At 34.6% G+C, this 19,554-nt stretch carries 19 protein-coding genes; 8 read left to right on the forward strand and 11 right to left on the reverse strand.

Going from position 1 to position 19,554, the window contains the following annotated elements:
• Positions 1–20: 20 nt before the first annotated feature.
• The 9 genes from NST00_RS00860 to NST00_RS00900 form a co-directional block, all read right to left on the reverse strand.
• Positions 21–887, reverse strand: coding sequence for a glycosyltransferase family 8 protein (locus NST00_RS00860; protein WP_016837348.1), 867 nt, complete (start codon positions 885–887; stop codon positions 21–23).
• A 175-nt stretch (positions 888–1,062) separates the two neighbouring features.
• The gene (locus NST00_RS00865; RefSeq protein WP_016837349.1) at positions 1,063–1,710 is read right to left on the reverse strand and encodes a YdhK family protein; all 648 of its coding nucleotides are present in this window, start codon (positions 1,708–1,710) and stop codon (positions 1,063–1,065) included.
• Between the two features lie 342 nt (positions 1,711–2,052).
• On the reverse strand, positions 2,053–4,482 hold the full coding sequence (locus NST00_RS00870; RefSeq protein ID WP_340709506.1) for a heavy metal translocating P-type ATPase: 2,430 nt from the start codon (positions 4,480–4,482) through the stop codon (positions 2,053–2,055).
• 95 nt (positions 4,483–4,577) lie between these two features.
• Complete coding sequence (gene copZ, locus NST00_RS00875; RefSeq protein ID WP_016837351.1) at positions 4,578–4,784, reverse strand: copper chaperone CopZ; 207 nt, start codon at positions 4,782–4,784, stop codon at positions 4,578–4,580.
• A gap of 19 nt (positions 4,785–4,803) precedes the next feature.
• Positions 4,804–5,121, reverse strand: coding sequence for a metal-sensitive transcriptional regulator (locus tag NST00_RS00880; protein ID WP_016837352.1), 318 nt, complete (start codon positions 5,119–5,121; stop codon positions 4,804–4,806).
• A gap of 138 nt (positions 5,122–5,259) precedes the next feature.
• Complete coding sequence (locus NST00_RS00885; RefSeq protein WP_340709507.1) at positions 5,260–6,387, reverse strand: Ger(x)C family spore germination protein; 1,128 nt, start codon at positions 6,385–6,387, stop codon at positions 5,260–5,262.
• Positions 6,359–7,477 carry a GerAB/ArcD/ProY family transporter gene (locus NST00_RS00890; RefSeq protein ID WP_340709508.1) on the reverse strand — a complete coding sequence of 373 codons (1,119 nt, stop codon included), beginning with the start codon at positions 7,475–7,477 and terminating at the stop codon, positions 6,359–6,361. Before NST00_RS00890 ends, NST00_RS00885 begins: the two co-directional genes overlap by 29 nt.
• On the reverse strand, positions 7,474–8,817 hold the full coding sequence (locus NST00_RS00895) for a spore germination protein (RefSeq protein WP_340709509.1): 1,344 nt from the start codon (positions 8,815–8,817) through the stop codon (positions 7,474–7,476). Before NST00_RS00895 ends, NST00_RS00890 begins: the two co-directional genes overlap by 4 nt.
• A gap of 249 nt (positions 8,818–9,066) precedes the next feature.
• Entirely contained in the window at positions 9,067–9,621 is a 555-nt protein-coding gene (locus NST00_RS00900) for an NADPH-dependent FMN reductase (RefSeq protein WP_016837356.1), read from the reverse strand.
• Positions 9,622–10,140: 519 nt separating this feature from the next.
• Here NST00_RS00900 and NST00_RS00905 point away from each other — a divergent pair.
• The 6 genes from NST00_RS00905 (at position 10,141) to NST00_RS00930 (ending at position 14,194) form a co-directional block, all read left to right on the forward strand.
• Positions 10,141–11,187 (forward strand): PseG/SpsG family protein, encoded by a 1,047-nt coding sequence (locus NST00_RS00905; protein WP_016837357.1) that lies wholly within the window; start codon positions 10,141–10,143, stop codon positions 11,185–11,187.
• A gap of 188 nt (positions 11,188–11,375) precedes the next feature.
• Positions 11,376–11,753 carry a response regulator gene (locus tag NST00_RS00910; RefSeq protein ID WP_026018993.1) on the forward strand — a complete coding sequence of 126 codons (378 nt, stop codon included), beginning with the start codon at positions 11,376–11,378 and terminating at the stop codon, positions 11,751–11,753.
• A 3-nt stretch (positions 11,754–11,756) separates the two neighbouring features.
• A complete protein-coding gene (locus NST00_RS00915; RefSeq protein ID WP_096550248.1) occupies positions 11,757–12,650 on the forward strand; it encodes a hypothetical protein in 894 nt (297 codons plus the stop codon).
• Between the two features lie 113 nt (positions 12,651–12,763).
• Positions 12,764–12,949 carry an SE1832 family protein gene (locus NST00_RS00920; protein WP_016837360.1) on the forward strand — a complete coding sequence of 62 codons (186 nt, stop codon included), beginning with the start codon at positions 12,764–12,766 and terminating at the stop codon, positions 12,947–12,949.
• Positions 12,950–13,296: 347 nt separating this feature from the next.
• Positions 13,297–13,707, forward strand: a complete 411-nt coding sequence (spx, locus tag NST00_RS00925) for a transcriptional regulator Spx (protein ID WP_016837361.1) — start codon at positions 13,297–13,299, stop codon at positions 13,705–13,707.
• Between the two features lie 49 nt (positions 13,708–13,756).
• Positions 13,757–14,194: a MarR family winged helix-turn-helix transcriptional regulator gene (locus NST00_RS00930; RefSeq protein WP_016837362.1), complete on the forward strand. Its 438-nt coding sequence runs from the start codon at positions 13,757–13,759 to the stop codon at positions 14,192–14,194.
• Between the two features lie 131 nt (positions 14,195–14,325).
• Here the strand turns inward: NST00_RS00930 and NST00_RS00935 are convergent, their stop codons facing one another.
• Positions 14,326–14,871 (reverse strand): RNA polymerase sigma factor, encoded by a 546-nt coding sequence (locus tag NST00_RS00935; protein WP_016837363.1) that lies wholly within the window; start codon positions 14,869–14,871, stop codon positions 14,326–14,328.
• 222 nt (positions 14,872–15,093) lie between these two features.
• Here NST00_RS00935 and NST00_RS00940 point away from each other — a divergent pair, with 222 nt between their 5' ends.
• Positions 15,094–16,473 (forward strand): dipeptidase, encoded by a 1,380-nt coding sequence (locus NST00_RS00940; protein ID WP_340709510.1) that lies wholly within the window; start codon positions 15,094–15,096, stop codon positions 16,471–16,473.
• A 243-nt stretch (positions 16,474–16,716) separates the two neighbouring features.
• Positions 16,717–18,156, forward strand: a complete 1,440-nt coding sequence (locus NST00_RS00945) for a tetratricopeptide repeat-containing diguanylate cyclase (RefSeq protein ID WP_340709511.1) — start codon at positions 16,717–16,719, stop codon at positions 18,154–18,156.
• A 447-nt stretch (positions 18,157–18,603) separates the two neighbouring features.
• On the opposite strand, the gene cyoE is transcribed toward NST00_RS00945, so the two are convergent.
• Positions 18,604–19,491: a heme o synthase gene (gene cyoE / locus NST00_RS00950; RefSeq protein WP_096550244.1), complete on the reverse strand. Its 888-nt coding sequence runs from the start codon at positions 19,489–19,491 to the stop codon at positions 18,604–18,606.
• Positions 19,492–19,554 lie beyond the last annotated feature (63 nt).

The following is a 19,554-nucleotide window of genomic DNA, read 5'->3' on the forward strand; positions in this document are numbered from 1 at the left end:
TGTTACAATACTATTGCCACTTAATATACTTTTCCACTAGTAGATTCAGCTTTCCAATCTTCCAATGCTAAAATTGTGTCTTTCGTTATTTTCTCGTAATGTTTATATAATGAATAAAATTTCCCGCTGTAATTTTTCCTCCATGGTTTCTTTTTCCCACAAAAATGTAGGATAACTGTATGATTCATGACATAATCCATATCTACTTTACCATTACTTTTTAGCTTATAAATGTTATAAAATCTAGCATCATAATTGTACTTTACTTCGTCAATCCCTTTAATTTTCTTGGAATAAAGGGCGTTCATAATATCTTGGTCAGGCATAATAAGCTTAGAATGATATTTTTTTACAAAATTAAATATATCCTTTTCATCAATAACTTCCCGTTGCAATGCTAAGTTCATTAATAAAACGCCAGAGTTATAATACGCTTCCAAATCAAATGGATTGAATCGTATTTTATTAATTTCTACTATTGGCATTGTTCGATGATCTGCTGCTGCATAAAGATACCCTTCCAAATCAAGCTCATACAGTTCTCTGATTGGATTAATCACTAATATATCTGGATCTAAATAAAGTATACGGTCAATTGTTTGCGGCAAAAATTTATGGGCAAGTAATCGATAATACATCGTTTTCGTATAGTGCAAAAGAGTTGGGGCTTCGCTAAACAACTCTTCATCAATTTGAATAGGATGAAATTCATGACCTTCGCTAGCAATAAAAGTTTCTAATGATTCTAGTTGTTGAGCAGATATTGAAGAATGGACAAGATAAATGGAGAAATGCTCTTTTGGATTGTTCATAAACAGTGATTTTAACATTATTTTTAAAGGATAAAGATAATTGGAATCAACCGTGACAAGAATATTCTTCTTCATGGCTTTCATTCCTTTATATGAGTGCTAATAAGAATATCTTAATAAAAAAATCTGCTTATTAACAAATAATAGAAACAAAGCAACGTTCATAAACAATAAAAAACACACCATTTTGAGCTCTAATGCAAAATGGTGTGTTTTGATTGTTTCATTTTCGGATGCACAGTTTCAATATTTATTTTGCTGGAGATAATTCGCTTTCTTTGAGCCATTGATAATTTTTTACAGGATCTCCTTCTTTATCGATATAATCTACCATATAAACTACCGTTTCTTCAACGGTATCAATGACTCCTTCCGCTCCTTTCATCCCCTCTTCTCTGTCAGCTTCAATAATGACTTTAGATCCAACATCTAATTTTTTTTCACCAAGTGGCTGGATTTCTTCCCGAACAAACCATTTTTCGTTTTCTTCCAGTTCTTCATCGTATGTCGATACATAAGAAATGGAATATACTGTTGTTTCATAGGCTCCGACAATGGTTCCTTCTGATCCTTGCATATCATCATCATGAGCTGCATTGATGATGACTTTGTCTCCTATTTTATATTTCGGGTTTTTAGCTTCTTTTAATCCTTCCGGTATTTTTCCCCAAGTAGCATGCGATACATCGGCATGACTCTCTACACCATCCATGTTTGGCCCAACTACTTTATCTCCGTCTGCTTGATTGTTTGTTACGATATTGTCAGCTGAATCGTTATCCGTGTATTGAGCTGGATTTTCTGAATTTTCCATAGAGATGTTTTCATCTTTTTTTCCACATGCAGTTAAAGAAAAAACGCAAAGTGCTGCTGTGAGTATTAGAAGCTGCTTTTTCATTGGAATTCCTCCTGTTAGTGATGAAGTTTCTCTGGCAGACTCCACATTTGTTATATTTACAGCATTTGCATTTCATAGGGATTTATGCGTTGAAGTTAAATAGGAAGTTGCAAGTATTTTATTCAAAGTCGCAAGTATTTCAAATTTTCCCGAAACTTGCGAGGTAACGATAATTTTTGAAAAAGGGGACGCCGGAAAAGTCATTTGAGACGAACGCTTTGAGACGAGGATAATGGGAACTAGTTTCGACTACCACAGGAGCAAAGATTTTTAAAAAATCAAGATTATCAAGAGATAAGGGTGTCTAGGAAATTGTCGACTTTCTAAACACCCCTCATAACGCTATGAATTTAGTTTTACTCGTTGCAATCTTAATGCATTCAATACAACCGATACCGAGCTGAAGGCCATCGCTGCACCGGCAACCCATGGTGCAAGGAATCCTGCAGCCGCAATCGGAATACCTATCGTATTATAGGCAAAGGCCCAGAACAAATTTTGCTTAATGTTTCGCATTGTTTTATGACTCATCAAAATCGCATCCGCAATGCTATTTAAATCACCGCGCATTAACGTAATATCCGCTGCCGCTATTGCTACGTCTGTTCCGGTACCAATCGCCATTCCGATATCTGCTACAGCTAAAGCAGGAGCATCGTTAATGCCATCTCCGACCATTGCGACCTTTTTTCCTTCATTCTGCAATTTTTTAATTTCTTCTGCTTTCTGTTCTGGAAGCACTTCAGCGATTACTTGATTAATGCCAACTTCCTCTCCAATTGCTTTCGCCGTTCGTTCATTATCTCCTGTCAGCATAATCACTTCAATGTCCATTTCTTTTAGTCGTTGAATTGCTCGTTTTGACGTATCTTTCACCGTATCGCTGACAGCAACCAACCCTGTATACTTGCCGTCAATGCTCACTAACATAGCGGTTTTTCCTTTTTGCTCAAACTGTTCCATAAGAGGTAAAACGTCCGCTATCTCCACATGATTGTTTTGCATTAACCTTCTAGTTCCGATGAGCACTTCTTTTCCATCGACGCTTCCTTTAACACCCATGCCAGGAATTGCTTCAAATGCTTGAACTTCTCGAAAGGCAATTCCCTTCTTTTCAATCCCCTTCACAATAGCTTGGGCTAAAGGATGTTCTGATTGCTTTTCAATAGAACCAATTAAGGAAAGAAAAGTTTCTTCATCTTCACCTTCTGCCAAGGAAAAATCCGTTAATTCTGGTTCACCTTTTGTAACAGTCCCTGTTTTATCCACTACGACCGTATCAATATGGTGAGCCTGTTCAAGATACTCTCCACCTTTAAATAAAATCCCGAACTCTGCAGCTCTTCCCGTACCAGCCATAATAGATGTCGGTGTTGCAAGACCTAGTGCACAAGGACAAGCAATGACTAAAACGGAAATCATTGCTTCTAATGCCGGTGTCACTTCCCCCGGTGTAATAATGAAAATCCAAGCTATAAAAGTTATAATCGCAATACCTACTACAATCGGGACAAAAATGCCAGATATTCGATCGGCAAGTCGTTGAATTGGAGCTTTTGATCCTTGAGCAGCTTCTACAATTTTTATAATTTGAGCAAGTGCTGTGTCGCGCCCAACTTTTGTGGCTTTTATTTTCATGAAACCATTTTTATTAATAGTTGAACCGTATACAATGGAACCAACTGTTTTATCTACTGGAATGCTTTCGCCTGTTAACATCGATTCGTCTACAGCCGTTATTCCTTCAATCACTTCGCCGTCTACAGGAATTTTCTCTCCTGGTTTTACGAAAATAATATCACCAACAACTACTTCTGCTAGAGGAATTTCCTTTTCCACACCATCCCTTAAAACAAGGGCAGTTTTTGCTTGTAACCCCATCAGTTTCTTAATCGCTTCTGATGAACGTCCTTTCGCTTTCGCTTCAAATAATTTCCCTAAAAGAATTAATGTAATTAATACTGCGCTTGTTTCAAAATAAAGTTCAGGGTGCATATGAGTACCAAATGTTTTCAGTGTTTGATATAAACTGTAAAAATATGCGGCGGACGTACCGAGCACAACAAGAACGTCCATATTGGCACTGCCGTTCTTTAATGCTTTATATGCACCAACATAAAACTGCCATCCAATGATAAATTGCACTGGGGTAGCAAACGCCAATTGTACCCACGGATTCATTAAAAACTTAGGCATATAGATGAATGAAGTAAACGGAAAATGCCCTACCATTGTCCATAATAATGGTAAAGAAAAGATAGCAGCAATGATGAATTTACTCTTTTGCTTGCGGATTTCTTGAGCGCGATAATCCAGCTCTTCTTGATCATTTTCTTTTACGTGGGCGCCATAACCTAATTTTTCAATCCGCTGAATAATATCTGAAAGGCTGACTTCAGAAGGATGAAATTCGACCGTCGCATTTTCTAAAGCAAGATTGACCGTAGCATTTGAAATGCCAGACATTTTATTAAGCCCTTTTTCAATGCGATTGGCACAAGCCGCACAAGTCATTCCTGTAATGACGAGTTCCTTTTTCTCTTTTGCAACGCCATAACCTAAATCTTCAATTTTCTTTTCCAATTCTTTTACACTAATCTTGTTTGGATCAAAATCAATCGTTGATTTTTCTAATGCCAAGTTGACATGGGCATTCTCAACCCCGGGCATTTTCTTTAATCCTCTTTCAATGCGATTAGCACAAGCTGCACAAGTCATTCCTGTTATTTGCAGCGATGTTTCTTTTACATTAAGGTTTTGTTCTTGATTCATAATGAGGTTCACCTCTTGCGTATACCTTTATAGGGTATATTAAATGGAAGAAGAAAAGTGCTTCATTTGAAAAGCACTTTCCCTAATTACGTTTATTATTCCACATCGTAACCTTGTTCATCGATTGTTTCTTTAATTTGATCGATTGTAACTTTTGATTGATCAAAAGTTACATTTACTTCGCCAGCTGCTAAATTCACTTTTACCTCTTGTACACCATCTAAAGCACCAACGCTTCCTTCAACGGCTTTTACACAGTGATTGCAAGACATTCCTTTTACCTGTAATGTAACGTTTTCCATCACGTTTCCTCCCTCAAATTTATTTGCGCATCAACTTTTGAATCGTTATCACCAATTCATCGATGATTTCCGAATCTCCTTCTGCTAATCGATCGACAACACATCCTTTAATGTGTCCTTCTAATAAGATTTTGGCGACGCTATTTAAAGCCGATTGAGTAGCAGCAATTTGCGTAATCACATCATCACAATATACATCCCGTTCAATCATACCTTTAATGCCACGAATTTGTCCTTCAATTCGATTCAAACGGGTGATTAAATCCTTTTTTACATGTTCTGGATGGTGGCTCTTTCGGTGAGAACAATGCTCTTCATTTAGATTTTCCAGTTTCATCTACCTCCAATCCTTAAACTCATTATACTATACGGTGGTATGGTATGCAATTAATTAGAAGAAAGAAAAAAGATCTAATATGGAATTGTTTTTTCCAACTCGATCTTTTTCCACGACTTTCCCCTATACTGGTTCAATTTATTGAATGCTACCTGTACTTTTCAAATTTGACTTCACAACGACTTCTACATCTGCGTTTTTATATGCTTCTAGCCATTCCTCGTGAGTCATTCGATTTTTAGGCAAAGTATGAGCATAATATTTTAAACCGAAACCGAACGGGTCATATCCTTCCCTTTTCATCTCATGAATAAATTCTGATACTTTTTCCTTCATTTCCTCATCTAACATTTTGCTATATCTTGATAATTCTTTACTGCTTAATGTATTCTTTGATTCTGTGATCATCCCTGCTAATTTCATTTCGATCTTTATGGAAGCTTTATTATTTTCTACATTTACATTGTATTTTGACTTGATGGAGTCAATTCTAGAAACAAAATATTCACCTTCTCTTTTTACAGCAAAGAATATCGTCTTTGCATTCATAGAAAGTGTTTTAAAAAGTAAAGTTTTGTCGGTATCTAATTCGTATGGAGGCCGATTATCTGCCAGTACTATTGATTTATTAATAATAAAATGTGTTTTCGGTTCGTTCATTTCAACAATCGGTAAAATTGGATCAATTCCTTCTTCTTTTAACCTTCTTCGAAAATCAAATAAAAAAGTGGAGATAATGTATGAACTTTCTGCTCCGTTATTGTCAAAATAATTGAAGATGGTTGGTTGTAATGCTGTTTCCCCTGCAGGTAAAAATTTAATAATCTCTTCAGCATTAGGTCTACCCACTGCAAAATAAGAAATCATTTGAATATCAGGTCTTCGTATGAGAAAATCCAATATTTCCTTATAATTATCATTTTGAAGTATTTTCTCCCCAACCACAATTAGCTTCGAGTGGCCAAAATCCAATTCTTTATCTAAATGAGATTCCAATATCGAAATCGTTTCTGCCAACGTCTTACCGTTTTTTGAAAGATATGTGTACTCAGGCGTTGGATTTTGTCTAAACGAACTCGTTGGAACATAAAGCTTTAAGATGATTTTGTATGGTTTTTCAGGATCATCGGTCTCATCAATCCCAATCATCGAAACAAACACCATTTTATCTATATCTTTGAATTCTCCGCAACCTGTGAGGACGACTAGGAATGGAATCGTTATTAGGATGAATAATTTAACTTTCATTCGCTTTTTTATTAGCACCTTTCATCCTCCTAATGATATAGATAAATAAAAAAATCATAGCAAAGAAATTGACAACAGCTATGTTGAAGAAGTATTTGGAGTATTGAAACAACTGATACTCTGTTAATGATACGATTATATAGAGAGAACTAACGGTGAAAAAGACAATCAAAATGATATAACCGATATTTATTCCTTTAAATTTCATTTTTTCTAATTTGAAAATATACTTGAATAACTCGACCGCTACATGCCAGTGAATCAAGATACTTAAAAAAGCCATTGATAAATAAAGAAGTAAAAAAACATATACTAGACGTTCTATTACAAAATATCTCATTCTCATGGAGTCGCTCGTAGCAATCCATGGATAAATAAGCTCACCAACTGTCTCCGAACCATGAAAACCGATTGGTATAAAATAAGTCGTAAAAGTGGTTGCAATGGCGATAAAAACAAGTATAATGATTTGTTTTAAACCAAAGTTTTGTTTTTGGGTAAAGAAACGGTTAAAAATCACGAGATTCACTACGCCAAGAAATAAAAATATACTTGAAGAAACTGCATGTATATTGGGTGCTTGCACAACATGTAACATTGCTTCCCTAATAAAATCCCAATTTAAATTTTTGCTTGTATATGCTTTGATAATAATAAAAATAATGATAGGAAAATTAATTACAAAAACGATTTCGATGGTGTATAACACTCGATCGGTTTTCATAAAACATCCAAATATAATAGATAAAATTAAGGTTAACCCAATAAGCATAATTGGTATATCAGGAGTTAAATACCGTATAAGCAAAAAAGAGTAAGTAATTAATGTGCTTATCCCTGCAATAAACCACATAACTGCCATAAAAAATAATAATGGATAGTAAAACCATTTAGATGTCGTTTGTACCAACAGTTCCGGAAATGTCTTCCCTGGGAAGGCATTAAAAAATTTCGTATAAACAATCACAATTACTAGCCCTAATATGATACCGACAATTAAAGACAATACAGCTCCATCGTTTCGATACCGCAAAAGAATGGTAGGAACAGCTGAAATAATATTTGCAATCATATTAATCATGACTAAATAATAATAAAATCGACTCAAGCCTGTCCCTCCGAATCCTGATTACCTTTTCGGTAGTTATAAAACCTTAAATACGGTTCCCCAAAGCTTGTCAAATTCACTAGATACATAATGAAACATAAAAAACCTAATGTGAGGCCAGCTAATCCAAAAATACTCGCAATCATAATTAAAATTAATCGTACGATGCGTATTGCAAACGCCATTTCATTAACAGGAATGACGAAGGTCGAGATTGCAACTGCCGATACGATAATGACCATGATATTAGAAGCAAGGGCCGCTTCCGTTACAGCTGTTCCTAAAATAAGACCTCCAACCGTTGCTGCCGTTGCACTAATCGCCTTCGGAAGTCGAATACTCGCCTCGAGTAACAGTTCCATAAAAAAAAGCATAAATAATACTTCTACAAAGGAAGTAAATGGAACTCCCATTCTGCTTCCTGCGATGGTCAACATTAATTCTGTTCGAAATACCTCTGGTGAAAAGGACACAGCGCCTATATAAATTCCTGGAAGTAAAATACATACGAATATACCAATATAACGCAGCAATTTTAAATAATATGAAATCGCTAATGTGTGGTAATTATCTTCCATGGTTGTCATAAAATCGAAAAATACGACAGGCGCAATCATTGATTGAGGGCTGCCGTCTACCAACAATATCACTTTCCCACCAGCAAGGTTGTAAACAATTCGGTCTGGACGTTCTGTTAGTAACATTTTAGGAAATAAGGAATACCGTTGATCATTTAATAAAGTATTGAATTGAGGTGCCTCTGTAATGACTTGCATATCAATTTTCTCTAATTTTTCCCTGATACTTTCCAATGCCTTTCGTTTTACTTTTTTATCATCATAAATTAGCGCCATTTTTGGCTTATTTACTTCACCTTTTTCGAAATATTCAATCATTAAAGACGGTTGATGATACGAAGAACGTATCACATTAATATTGGTCATCAAGTTATCACTTAATGCCAATTCAGATCCATGGATGGTTGTTTCAACAGAAGTAGAATTGACATCACTATTTTTTGATAACTTGAAATCAAGGGAATATAAATTGTCTTGAATTTCAATAAGTACATTCCCTTCCATCACAAAATAAAGTGCTTTTTCTTTTGAAGGGACTTCTTGAAATTGAGGTAATGCAAATAAGTAAAGGTTAAATTGTTCTTGTGTCGGCAATTCAAAAAATGGATTAATAATGTATTTTTGATATAATTCTTGGTCAATTAGCGATTTAATAAATAATACTGTAATTTGTTTATGATCTAACTCTAACTTCTTTTGTATCAAATCATTCTTATCTTCAAATTGACTGGCAATCCATGAAAGATTTACTTTTGAAGACATTGGTATAATCTCCAATCTTCTATAGTATGAAGCAGTATATATTTTAGAATATCCAATTCACATACTTGCTAACCGTAAATTTATGAAAACGATTTATGCTCTTTACACACAAAAAGGATAAAAATTAGTGATGAATTGAAAAAATAAAAACACCTGTAAATCTTATTCACAAAGAATTACAGGTGTTTTCAATTAAAGTCTTTCTATTTTCAAATTTAGAAAAATTAATTAGTCGCGATTTATTCAAAATTAGTGTTTATCAATCGGTTCTTTTGTTAGCGATTCGCTCATTTTGCAATATTGAACGAAGACGCGAGCTAATTCACGTAAACGCTCATGAATATCCTGATCGATTATTTGATCATTTTCACCAAAATGGGATGTATGAGTATATACATAGTTTGGAGTGACTAAACAGCGGAAATAATCTAAAATCGGTCTGAATTGATTTTCCACAACTAAATGGTGTTGGAATGTGCCACCGTTAGCCACAATTGCTGCTGGTTTATAGCGCAACGCTTTTGGTGGCAACATATCTAAAGCATTTTTTAATACGCCAGGAATGGACGCTTGGTAAATAGGCGTTGCAAATATATAGCCATCCGCTTCTTCGAATTTTTGAATCATCATTTTCATATCGTCATTTAGCGGACTTCCATCTAAAATTTGATGTTTTAATTTAGAAAAATATAATATTTCCAATTCCAAACTGGAATCAAATTCTTTTATATATTGCTCCACCTGTCTTAAGAGCGCACCCGTCTTTGTACCAAAAACTGTACCATCTACGAGTAGAATTTTCATGTTGTAAATCCTCCATCTATTGTTATCATCCATCTGTTAATTGTAGCAAATGCACAAATCTTTCGATAGGGAACCGTATTAAAAAAGAAAAAGTTCAGTCTTTAGGCTGAAAATATTATTCCATTGTTAGTTTACTGACGGGTATTTTAACGCGCATTCTCATTTTATTATGGAGCATTCATTTAATTTATACTAAACGAAAATTTATTTTTGTTTTTTAATTCATCAACAAAATCAAATTATTTACAAACACTTGCCAGTTTTCGGACTTGCGGTTTCTCTCAAACTATTCGCCAGGTCTGATATGATAACAGAAAGCATTCCCACTGTTCCGCCAAAAACCATAGCTGAACGTCTGTTCATAGTAAACAACCTTTCATTTTCTTCCTTTCCCCATCATAAAATAATCAATATTTCAAAGCTAGAAAGTTGAAAATCTTTTACTTATTTATAATTTCACACATACTTTCAAATATTTAACCATATTTTAAATAATGATTGGGAAAGGATGGGATTGGTATGCAGAATGATTTGAGTAGAAAACCAAAAAAGAAAATTGCTTTTATCGTTGAGTATAGTGCTATTAAAGGCTACTACCCATTTGAAAGAACGAGCATCCTTGCAAAACTATTAAAAACTGAAGAGGACGTTACGGTTTTTCTTAAAAATGTATCAGATGAAGCGTTAGAAATATTTACAGATGCACAACTTTCACCGATACTCTATGACCATATCGACGAACTAGTAAAACACCTGAAAGAATTGCAGCCAGATTTAATTGTACAAGATGGAAAAGATACGTATGTTGAATATGTAGAAACGATTAGACCGCTGTGCAAAACGTTAGTGCATTTCGATGATTTTGGTGAGGGAGCAGAGCTTGCTGATTGTAATATTATGTCTATATTAGAAGAAACGAGAGAAACGACTGCTCAAAATATTCTAGCAGGAAGCTTCGCCTTCGCGGTTACGGATACACTAAAATCAATTGCTGAATCTAGAGTTTCTAACGAATTATCAAACCCGCCACATATCATCGTTGCTTATGAAGATGGAGACGACAACAACTTAACATACCGCACTTTGCGCCACTTAACCCACCTACAAATCCCACTAAAAGTGACAATAGCAATCGATCGAGAATATAAGCATTCAATCAGCGATTTACAAATGATGGCGTTGAGCCGAAGAAATACAAAAATTTTCAAAGATGATAAACCACTCGATAAATTATTGCCAGTTGCAGATATCGTCATTTGTAACGCCAACTATACGCCATATAAAGTGGCTGCCGTCGGTATCCCTTGCATCGTATCAGCACAAAATGAACGGGAATTAAATAATATCTTCCCAAGAGAAAATAACGGTTTTATAAACTTAGGATTGGGCCGCAAAATGAAGCAGTCTAACATTCAAAATGCTGTTATGGAATTATTACTCCATGAAGCAAGACGTGAACGAGCAGTTCGAAAACAAATTCAATTAGAAATCCAAGATAATAATGAAGTATTAAAATCGCTTCTACTAGATTTCGCCTATGAACGGCATAATATTGTATCATTATAACCTAGCTTTTCAATACTATTTTCCTATATATCTAAACTTTTTAGCCGGTTCGATTTTAGAATCGGCTGTCTTTTTATATTAAATATCCATAAATTTTGTTAATTGTTAAAATTTTTGGATAGTCATCTAGAAAATCTTCATAGGTATGTAGTACTATATAAATAAGCAGGTATTAATAAAAGGAGCTGATGGCATTGGAAAAATTTACAGTTCTAATTTGTGACGATTCTCTCCTCATTAGAAAGAAATTAAAAGAAGCCCTCGAAGAATTAAATTTTCAAGCAATCTATGAAGCACAAAATGGCATTTCAGCAGTAGAACAAGTAGAAAAATATAAGCCAAATCTAGTATTTTTAGATATCGTTATGCCTGAAAAAGATGGAATTGAAACACTAAAAGAAATCAAAGAAATCAGTCCTGAGACGAAGGTTATAATGGCCTCTTCCGTTGGTACAAGCAGCAAATTAAAAGAAGCCCTTCAACTTGGTGCATATGATTTTATTCAAAAACCTATTCAATTTGAAACTCTTACGAACATTGTTGAGAAAGCCTTAAAGGAGGGATAATCCATGTTTAGCCAATATTTCGGTCACTACTTATTAAATCGTGGATTGATTACAAATGAACAACTTCAAGATGTGCTAGAGTATCAAGAAGCGGTGCACGTAAAGTTTGGTGTTATTGCTGTCGACAAAGGTTTGATGACTTCTAATCAAGTAAATGAAGTCCATGAAAAACAAAAACAAATGGACAAGCGTTTCGGTGAAATTGCTATTGAACTTGGATATCTAACAGAAGAACAAGTTGAAGAGCTTATTTCCCATCAAAAACAAGGCCATCTATATTTAGCACAAGCGTTAATAGACCGCGGTTATATGACAATGGACGAATTCAGTTCAGCTTTAAATGACTATAAGAAAGAATATAGTCTATCCACCGAAATGTTTGAGGAAATTCAAAGCGGAAATATCGATGCATTAGTGGAAAACATTTTAACTAAAGATCACAAAGAAATTCGTGAACAATACGGAGACTACATTTCCCTTTTTGCGAAAAATATGATTCGCTTCATTGATCGCCAAACATTCCTTAAAATTTCAAACGAAGAAGTTCATCATTCAAAATGGTTCGTAAGTCAAGAAATTACTGGAAGTGCTCCACTATTTACAGCAATTGCAGCTGATGATCAATCGTTGCTGCACATTGCATCGAACTATGCAGAAGAGAATTTAACTGAAATTGACGAACTTGCCAAAGATGCCTTTAGTGAATTCCTAAATTTACATAACGGAATCTATTTAGTCAACATGTCGAACTGGGGCACAGAACTTTCTATGAATCCTCAAAAATTCCAAGAAAATGTCAAGGTCTCAGGCGAATTTGTAACGGTAACAGTGAAAACTCAAAAAGGATCCTTCCAATTAATCCTTTCTACAAATCCCGAAAAAGTGAACATCCATTAATTTGCATCAATGGTCGAATACGGCCATTGTTTTTTTAGATGAATGAAAACTCCAATCCTTTATGATACAATAACCATATTAATGTGACTGAACATGAAAGATGGGAGTTAATTATGTTGACAAAACGAGAAATTGAACAGCAAATTGCTGAAATTAAAATGGATTATATCAATTTGCAAGGCGATATAGAGAAACTTGAAAATACTGGCCATATTGATTCGGTAATGCAAGCAGAAGAACGACTAGCTCGTATGGAAAAGAAATTAGCAGAGCTCAATAAGCTACTCGCGGAAATGTAAATCGCGAGTTTTTCTTTTTTTCAATTCATTTCCCTTTCTAACAGAAATTGTACTTTGCATTATTATAATTAAGAAATCCATTAAATTCTCTTACTCTTCCAGAAAATTTATTTTTACTGTGAAAATCAAAATTTCCCCTTCTGTAATATTCAACTAAAATAATTTCCCTAAAATTGAAACTTTCGCCCAATAAAAACGTAATTATTATTAGAAAAATGGTTATACATTATTTAGTCGTCCACTTTTTTCAAAATTGACTTTGATTTATCTTACTGATAAGATATCTAATGCTGTTTTCTCTTACAATAACAAAATACAACTCTAAACCATTATTGGAGGCGGTATATATGACAGTTACCATCTACACCCAATCTAGTTGTTCTTCTTCACGCAAAGCAATTAAATGGCTAAAAGAACACAATATCCCTTTTACAGAAAAACGGATTACATCTCAACCACTAACATTATCAGAGTTTAAAAACATATTGCGCATGACGGAAGATGGAACAGATGAAATTATTGCAACAAACTCAAACGACTTCAAAAACTTAGATGTTGACATTGATCAACTTTCCATCCAAGAGCTTTATGAATTAATTAAAGAACATCCTCGAATGCTGCGTAGTCCAATTTTAATTGATGAAAAACGCATCCAAGTCGGTTATAACGAAATGGACATCCGTCGATTTATTCCACGCAAAGTTCGTGTATATGAATTAAATGAATTGAGAAAGCATGCTGACGAAATTGTAAGTTAAATTATCTTCCCCTACCCTTGTACTGAAAATGAAAGTGGAGCTGAAAATAATGGATAACCAACGATATGAAACCATTTCCAGCCTATTTGAAGTGGTTTCAACGCTAGAGCGAAAATGGTCTAATGAATGGAATCAAATTAATGATTTAGGTTTTTCAAAAACCCATATTCTTTTGTTAGATTTACTTGCAAAAGAAGGTCCAAAACGCCCTTCTCTCATTGCGGAACGACTAAAAATTACAACAGGCGGAGTAACCGTTTTAACATCGAAACTGTTAAAAAGCGGATATATTCAAAAAACACAAAGTGCAAACGATCGCCGCGTATCTCAAATCGCAATTACTCCTGAAGGAAGAAAAGTATTAGAACAATCCAAAACTCAGGTGATGGCATTAGTTCATTCCATGTTTGGTATGTTATCAAACGAAGAAATCCAAACATTGCATAACATTTTTGAAAAATGTTTAGAAAATTATCCTTATAAATAAAAAGGGGTTGGAAGTATGTACGTTCGTCGAATGATAAGGAAAATGCAAGTTGCCTATAATAGCAGCTTGCATTTACTGTTTCCATAGAAAAAACTTGTGGCCATAGGATGACCACAAGCTACTTTTCATTGTTATACAGGCACAACCACATCTACCAAGTTGTTATCTGACATTAAAATTTCTTTCAGTCTTTGCTTCGCACGGAATAAGCGGGATTTTACAGTGCCGATTGATACTTTCATTAAATTGGATATTTCAGCTAAAGAATATTGCTCAACGTAAAAATACCAAAGCGTCTTTTGATAAATACTATCTAATTGTTTCATTTTTTCCTGCACAATTTTAGTAATGACCACTTTTTCAATTTGTTCTTCTGTGGAAACTTCATTATTTGGAACCAATTCTAGTATTGGAACGTCTAAAGTTTCAGGTTGATTCATTACATACTTACTGCGGCGCACATTTTTCCGATAACGATCTCGAAACGTATTCATCGTAATGGTCGTAAGCCATGCTTTTACATGATCAACTTGTTCCACTTGCTTTTGGTTGCGGACAACTTTTACCCACACCTCTTGCATTAAATCCTCAGCTTCTAAAGGATTGCGCGTTAATTTTAAACATAAATGATATATATAACGATTAAACTCTTCGTAAACATCACAAATTTTACTCATCGTTCAATTCCTCCGTATTTAAGAGCTTTCTGTATACATTTTCCCAAAAATTTGTATTACACTCTATATGATTAGCTTTCAATTACATTACATTCCTGTAAGATTTCTATTATTGATTTCCCCTTTTTATTACCTTTCTCAAAATGTTCTGACATTCGCTTGAAATTTCCAATTCTATGATATACTAATTTTTAGAAAATTTTTTTGAATCGGGGGATTTATATGGACTTGCAACGTTTTCATGAGTATTTTGAAAAAAATCGCGAAAAGCATTTACAGGAGCTGTTTGAATTTTTATCTATTCCTAGTATCAGCGCACTATCCGACCATAAGCAAGATATAGAGCGTGCAGCTCAATGGCTAAAAAATCAGATGGAACAATTGAACCTTGAAAATGTATCCATTGACCAAACAGCTGGGCATCCTGTCGTTTATGGTGAATGGCTTCATGCTGAAGGAAAACCAACAGTATTAATTTACGGACATTATGACGTTCAACCAGTTGATCCATTGCACTTATGGAAAACAGAACCTTTCAAACCTGAAATCATTGAAAATAAATTGTATGCTCGAGGAGCGTCCGATGATAAGGGACAAATATTCATGCACCTAAAAGCAATTGAAGCACTTTTCGCGATTCTCGGTACATTGCCTGTCAATGTAAAATTCATTTATGAAGGTGAAGAAGAAATTGGAAGCGCTAACCTTCCTTCTTATATAGAGGAAAATAAAGATAAATTAGCAGCAGATTTCATTTTAATCTCTGACACAAATATGTATGGTCCAGGTAAACCGGCAATCTGCTATGGATTACGAGGACTTACAGGCCTCCAAATCGATGTGCGTGGAGCGAAAAGCGACCTGCACTCTGGTCTTTACGGTGGTGGAGTGCAAAATGCAATCCATGCGTTAGTAGCAATTCTTGATTCATTCCGAGATCATACAGGTAAAATTTTAGTCGAAGGATTTTATGATGACGTTCGACCACTATCAAATGAGGAACGTAAAGCCTTTGCTGACCTACAATTTAATGAAGAAGCATTAAAAGAGGAACTGGAAGTTAATGAATTGTTTGGCGAGGAAGGCTACTCCTATCTTGAAAGAACTTGGGCTCGCCCTACTTTAGAAATCAATGGAATTTTCGGTGGATTTTCCGGAGAGGGAATTAAAACCGTTTTACCAAATGAAGCAGGAGCAAAAATAACTTGCCGACTTGTTCCAGACCAAGATCCCGACAAAATCATTGCGTTAATACAAAATCATATTGAAAAACATACACCTAAAGGGGTAACCGTCACTGTAACGAAATTTGACAGCGGGGCACCATATCTTACACCTTTTGACCACCCATTAATTCAAACAGCAAGCAAATCGTATGAAAAAGTGTATGAATCCCCTACTGCATTCACTCGCGGCGGAGGATCTATTCCAATTGTTGCAACCTTTGATCAAATCTTAAATATCCCTGTCGTGTTAATGGGATTTGGTTTAAGTACAGAAAACTTCCATGCACCAAATGAACACTTCCACTTAGAAAACTTTGATAAAGGATTGCGTGTTCTCTGCGATTATTTATGTGAAGTTGCCAACCTCTCTTTGTAATTGAGTAGCAAAATTTTCGTTAAAACTTTTTCTCACTAACCTAAATTTTCCATAAAAAACGTTTAAGAATTTTGTACTGTTTAGACCCCTTATGAAAAGTCATGAAATTACTTTTATATTGTCAAATATTGTATACATTTTAGTATCCCTTTGAAGTTTATAATATAAATAGGGAAGAAATACCCAGAAGACCATTGTATTTCCAAGGTATTTCTTCCTTCCTTCAAAGAGAGGGGTAGAAAAATGAACGCTCAATTGTACCATTTAACAAGGTTGGAATCGCTCACAGGAAACCTTTTTATCGATGGCAAGTATACAGAAGCTATTGAGTTGGGTAAAGAACTTTTAGAAACCGCTAAAAAAACCGAAGATATTAAGGCCACGATGAATGCCCATTTGAATCTTGCTTGTTGTTATTATTATTTAGGTGAAATTGAAATCGCTTTCCAACATATTCTTGATTATAAAGTTTTGTGTGATGAATTCGGAGACGATCGGGATAAGTATTACTTATATTATTTGAGTGCTTTGATATATGCTTATGAAGAAAATTTCGAAGAAGCAAAAGAAGCGATGAAGCAATGTATACGGATTGCACAAGAATTAGAAATGTTTTATTCAGTAAGCAGCAGTTTCAACTCCTACAGCAACTACTTATTGCATGAAGGAAACTATGAAAAAGCACTTCACTATGCGTTAAAAGCATTAGCCATTGCAAAAGAACATTGCCCTAGTGAAATATTATTGCAATGTCATATCTATTTAAGTATTGCATCAAGTTATATCGGTTTGAATGAATTATCGAAGGCAGAAAAAATTATCAATCATCTAGAGCTCAACCAGTATATCAACAACCTACCTCATGAAAAAGCGCACTTTCTCCATGTGAAAGCCACATTTCATCGTTCCAAAGGTGAGCATGATATAGCATTGCAATTATTACATAAATCTTTCAACATATATTCTGAATATAATAATCAAATGAAATTAAAGTCTATATTGAAAGTAATTGCAGAAATTTATGAATCCCTTGGCAATTATAAGAAATCTTACGAAGCGATGAAAGAATATTTAACAATTGTTGAAAAACTGTTTTCCACTCGCCTTTCATCTAAAATACGAGAATTGGATGTCAATCAAAGCATTAAAGCGATAGAAAAACGGGCAAATGTGGACAGTTTAACAGGAGTATATAATCGTTATTATATTGAAACAACATGTGACAAGTGGCTCAAAGAAAAAAAAAAAACAGATGAACATATTTGTTGTGTCGTCATCGACATTGACTCGTTTAAAAATATTAATGATACCTTTGGCCATTTAATAGGTGATGAAGTGATTAAAGGGGTCGCACAGGCTTGTTTAAAGGTGGCTAATGAAGATAAAGAAAATATCATCGTCGGTCGTTACGGTGGGGATGAATTTATTGTCCTCTTAAAAGGATATCCTTCACATTCCATTATGGAAAGAGCAAAACAACTTTATAATGAAATTACTTCCTTTCAGATAAACTATTTAACAAATGAAATTAAAGTGACTGTTAGCATCGGAGTAGTATGTACCAATAGCATTCCATATGCTAAAAAGTTCACTCAAATCTTTAAAGTTGCCGATCAAGCTCTCTATATGGCAAAAAGACAAGGAAAAAATCAAATTGTCTACCTCTCAAATGAAAACTGTTAAAATACAAAAAGGCTGGTTCGCCAATGCGTCCAGCCTTTTCCAAACCTTATAAGCTAGTTATAAAAAATATAGGGGAGGTTTTATTGATCAGTCGAACAAATTTTAGGTTCTTATGAGCTTACATGGTACTTTTACTAAAAGAGCAATTTTTTTATACAGCAACTACATTTTTCGCTGTATTGTAATATTACTATAGCACCCCATCATCTCTTTGTACATCAACTCCCGAAATATGTCACATTTTTATCATATTTTTGTTCACAAATTTAATATTTTTATTTTTTCATCATTGCATTTTTTGTTACATATACAGGAATTTCCTTGCAACTAAACTTTATTGACATAGTTATGGCAGAGTTTATATGAATAACTATGTTAATTTATTGATATATGTAAACAAAATCAGACCGAAAGTTAACAATAATGAACTTTCGGTCTCATCATACTTTAACGTAATATCATTCCTACTCCGGCATAAATAATGACTGTGGCAAACACTGCTGTCATGTAAATTAATGAATAACCAAACATTTTATTTGCCCATTTATTCCCGTCCATTTGTCTATATCCTACTAAACTAATCCATAGCCAAATGCCGCCAAGCATTAGTGAAGAAAGCGTTAACCCCCAGCTTAACGGAACAAACAGGAAGCTCGTTAGCATGAGCAAAATTAAGTACACATTCGTTTGGATATATGTGCGTTTAACGCCCTTTACAACTGGAAGCATTGGGATTTTTGCTGCTGCATAATCATCCTTCTTACGGATGGCCAGTGCATAGAAATGCGGCATTTGCCAAATGATCATAATGATAAAGAGCGCCCAACATGCTGGGTGCCAGATCGTAGGTGCAACAGCCGCCCATCCAATTAACGGTGGAACCGCACCAGAAATACTCCCCACTTCAGTGTTCCAAATAGTTCTTCTCTTCGTCCACATCGTATATGGAACAACGTAGAAAAATACACCAAGGAATCCAAGAATTGCAGCTGTTAGTGTTGTTAAGGCTAAAAATCCAAGTCCGATAATCAGTAATAGTATTCCGACAATCAACAACGTGCGAAGATTAATTTCACCAGTAACAGATGGTCTCAATTTTGTACGGGACATCTTCGCATCAATATCATGATCATATATATTGTTGAATATTCCAGCTGCTCCGATGACTGCCGCCGAACCGATAAGAGCAAAAATCATATTCGGTATATTTTCAATAAAACTTAAATGATAAGTATAAAGGGCAAGCATTAAAGCGGCGAACATCGGAATTAAATTCGACTTGATGATTCCTGTTTTCACAGCTTTTTTCCACAATTCTATTTTTTTGTTTTGCATTTTATGTCATATTCCCCTTATCATTTCATAGACAAACTAATATATATCATACCATTTTTTCTT

The sequence above is a fragment of the Ureibacillus sp. FSL K6-0165 genome (genome assembly GCF_038004285.1).
Classification (GTDB): Bacteria; Bacillota; Bacilli; order Bacillales_A; family Planococcaceae; genus Ureibacillus; species Ureibacillus thermosphaericus.